Consider the following 3,855-nt stretch of genomic DNA (forward strand, 5'->3'; position numbering starts at 1 on the left):
TGCAGGATTTCTTTTTTATAAAACCTGAATTTATTGATAAATCTAAATATTTACCGATATTTGTGATATTATTACAAAATACAATAGAATGGCAATGAATAAAAACACAGTTCTTGGTTGGGCTACATTGATAATGATTTTAATGGGGATTTTACTTGTAACTTTAGCAGTATTTAAATACGATGAAATAGCAGGGTATGGATTTGGCGCAGTTGGTCTTGGTTTTTTTGCAAATGCATGGGTGTTTAATGCACTAAAAGGTAGAGTATAATAATATCCACTAATTTTTTAAAGAATAATTATAATGAGTGACGATAAGAAAGTAATCTTTTCGATGAATAAGGTTTCTAAAACCTATCAAAGTACAGGAAAACAAGTTTTAAAAGATATATATTTAAGTTTCTTTTATGGAGCTAAAATTGGAATTCTTGGTTTAAACGGATCAGGAAAATCTACATTATTAAAAATCATTGCTGGTGTTGAAAAAAACTATCAAGGTGATGTAACTTTTTCACCAGGATATAAAGTTGGTTACCTAGAGCAAGAGCCTCAACTGGATGAAACTAAAACAGTAATGGAAGTTGTAAAAGAAGGGGTAGCTGAAACGGTAGCAATTCTTGATGAGTACAACAAAATTAATGACATGTTTGGTTTAGAAGAAGTATATTCTGATGCTGATAAAATGGATAAGTTAATGGCTCGTCAGGCTGAACTTCAAGATCAGATAGATGCTTCGAATGCATGGGAATTAGATACCAAGCTTGAAATAGCAATGGATGCTTTACGAACTCCAGATTCAGATAAATTAATAGGTGTTTTATCAGGAGGAGAGCGTCGTAGAGTTGCTTTATGTAGATTATTACTTCAAGAACCAGAAATTTTATTATTAGATGAGCCAACAAATCACTTGGATGCAGAGTCTGTTCACTGGTTAGAGCATCATTTAGCACAATATAAAGGAACAGTTATTGCGGTTACTCACGATAGATACTTTTTAGATAATGTAGCTGGTTGGATTTTAGAATTAGATAGAGGTGAAGGAATTCCTTGGAAAGGAAACTATTCATCTTGGTTAGATCAAAAATCAACAAGATTAGCTCAGGAAAGTAAAACAGCTTCAAAACGTCAAAAAACTTTAGAACGAGAGTTAGATTGGGTACGTCAAGGAGCAAAAGGTCGACAAACAAAGCAAAAAGCACGTTTGAAGAGTTATGAGAAATTAATGAGTCAAGACCAAAAGCAAACTGAAGAAAAACTTGAAATTTATATTCCTAACGGACCACGATTAGGTACTAATGTAATTGAAGCTTCAGGTGTTTCTAAAGCTTTTGGAGATAAATTATTGTATGAAAACTTAGAGTTTAATTTACCTCAAGCTGGAATTGTCGGTATTATTGGTCCAAATGGAGCTGGTAAAACTACTATTTTCAAAATGATAATGGGTGAAGAAACTCCTGATGCTGGAACCTTTAATGTTGGTGAAACTGCTAAAATAGCCTACGTAGATCAAGCGCATTCTAATATAGACCCTGAAAAATCAATTTGGGAAAACTTTTCTGAAGGACAAGATTTGGTAATGATGGGAGGTAAGCAGGTGAACTCTAGAGCTTATTTAAGTAGGTTTAATTTCGGAGGGAGCGAGCAGAATAAAAAAGTAAACACATTGTCTGGTGGTGAACGTAATCGTTTACATTTAGCAATGACTTTAAAAGAAGAAGGAAACGTACTACTTTTAGATGAGCCTACCAATGATTTAGATGTGAATACGTTAAGAGCTTTAGAAGAAGGTTTAGAGAATTTTGCAGGTTGTGCTGTAGTAATTTCCCATGATAGATGGTTTTTAGACAGAGTTTGTACTCATATTTTAGCTTTTGAGGGAGATAGTCAAATTTATTTCTATGAAGGATCTTTTTCTGAGTATGAAGAAAATAAAAAGAAACGCTTAGGTGGTGATATAATGCCTAAACGAATTAAGTATAAAAAATTAATTAGATAAATAAAATGTAAAGACTGTCCTTTTAAAGACAGTCTTTTTTTTCTTAAATACTATTTGAAAATGCTTCTAATTCTTTAGAATAAGAATGTGAAGATCTTGAAGGAATCGTATTGAGGTATTCAATAATTTCAGAAGGGTTAATAGCTTCAATATTTTCCTCTTTATGTAATTCAGGAAGTGTATTCATAAAGTAATTTTGAATATGAGCTATGAAAGTAATAAGGTCTTTACAGTACACTGAAGGGTTGTTAAAACCATTTTTCTTACTATATCTATGAACTAATCGTCCTCCTTTACAAATTTCGTTTAAAGGACATTCCATACATTGGTTGCACAATTTACTTCCATGGCTTCCAAAATATAAACTTCCTAAAGGAGAGTTTTTTATATCTGAAAACTCATTGCTGTTTATGCTTAACCCAGTTTTAGTAAAACCATTACCACATGCTTTTAATGAGTCGATAGCTTCTATTTCACCATTAGTTTCTATGACTAATACTTTTGATTCATTTTCAGTATTTTCAGTAATTCTTAGTAAGCTATTAATAAAACCGATAAACATTGGTATTTTATATCTTTCAGGATCGTTAATCCAGATATCAAATAACTCAATTAGCCAATTTGACATTGTATTTTTGTCCTTGTTAAAAGGGAAATTATCGTGAGTATAGTCAGGAATTAAGAAATTCACTAAGCTTACATTCATTTTTTTAAAACTATCGTAAGTTTCTTTTGGATTCTCCTTTGTATTAATTACACAAGCTATATCAGCGTGTCCCATTTTGTTTTTAAGAAGAGATACTCCCTTAAAAACGTCTTCATAGCTCCCTTTACCTTTATGATCTACTCTATACATATCATGTGCTTTTGGGGTTCCATCAACACTAACACTAGGGTAAATATTAAGTTCTTTAAACAAGTTTAACCAGCTGTCATTAATAAGTACACCATTGGTTTGCATTTCATAGTAAAAAGTAACCTTATCAAGGTTTTTTTGTAACTGATTGGCTTTCGATATAAAGAGTCTATAAAATTCTTCAGAAGCTAGTAAAGGTTCACCACCATGGAAAAGGAAAGTGAATTTTTCTTTATTAAATTTTTGGATATATGATTTTACTTTCTTTAAAATATTGTCTACAGTAGTGTCTGACATAAATTTTGGTTGATTTTTATAGGTTGTATCACCAAGATTATACATAAAACAGTAGGAACAATTTAAGTTACATCTACTAGCAACTTTTAAAACTAAAGCATCGAAAATCATAATATTAGATAGGTTAAGTTTATAAAAAAGGAATTATATCTAACATTCAGATATAATTCCCTATACTTTAAATTACATGCTGAATCGTACTTCTTTCTTTTCTTCAACTGCAATTCTAGTAACACATTTACTTAATGTTTCAGACCAAACCATTCCATCTGGACAACGTCTACCTCCACCACCTGTTGGTATGTAAATAATATCATCAGTAACTGGACCGATAGCACCACCTTTAAACTTGTCTAAACTTTTAATTTCTAAATTTGAAAATTTGTCTAACCCTTTAGGTAAAAAAAACTTTTTTTTCATTGTATTAGTATTTGTTTATTATCGTGCTTACTCTATTAATGATTTTCAGCTTCCTCAATTTTATTAAATGCGCATTTAATAATTATTCTTTCTAACTAGTATGAGGAGCTTTATAGTATTACCCATTTTTTTTATTTAATTTTAAATTAATAGATAATAAGCAAGAATAAAAGGAGTGTGTTTTTTATTCTAAGAGAAGATTAAGCTAGTATTGGCCTAAGTTTTATGTAATAAAAAAAACCGAAACAATATTGTTTCGGTTTTTGAGCGAGAGACCAGGTTCGAA

General features: G+C 30.9%; 4 protein-coding genes. 2 read left to right on the forward strand and 2 right to left on the reverse strand.

The genetic code is table 11. The features are described 5' to 3' along the window. Positions 1 to 94: 94 nt before the first annotated feature. Positions 95 to 271 (forward strand): CAL67264 family membrane protein, encoded by a 177-nt coding sequence (locus tag DS884_RS10675; RefSeq protein ID WP_093869210.1) that lies wholly within the window; start codon positions 95 to 97, stop codon positions 269 to 271. 33 nt (positions 272 to 304) lie between these two features. Continuing rightward, on the forward strand, positions 305 to 1,996 hold the full coding sequence (ettA, locus tag DS884_RS10680; protein ID WP_093868754.1) for an energy-dependent translational throttle protein EttA: 1,692 nt from the start codon (positions 305 to 307) through the stop codon (positions 1,994 to 1,996). Positions 1,997 to 2,039: 43 nt separating this feature from the next. On the opposite strand, the gene DS884_RS10685 is transcribed toward ettA, so the two are convergent. Both DS884_RS10685 and DS884_RS10690 read right to left on the reverse strand, forming a co-directional pair. Then, positions 2,040 to 3,260 carry a radical SAM protein gene (locus DS884_RS10685; protein WP_113786719.1) on the reverse strand — a complete coding sequence of 407 codons (1,221 nt, stop codon included), beginning with the start codon at positions 3,258 to 3,260 and terminating at the stop codon, positions 2,040 to 2,042. A 72-nt stretch (positions 3,261 to 3,332) separates the two neighbouring features. Continuing rightward, positions 3,333 to 3,569 carry a hypothetical protein gene (locus DS884_RS10690; RefSeq protein WP_093868752.1) on the reverse strand — a complete coding sequence of 79 codons (237 nt, stop codon included), beginning with the start codon at positions 3,567 to 3,569 and terminating at the stop codon, positions 3,333 to 3,335. Positions 3,570 to 3,855: the final 286 nt, after the last annotated feature.

This window comes from Tenacibaculum sp. E3R01, from assembly GCF_003318185.1.
Taxonomy (GTDB): Bacteria; Bacteroidota; Bacteroidia; order Flavobacteriales; family Flavobacteriaceae; genus Polaribacter; species Polaribacter halocynthiae.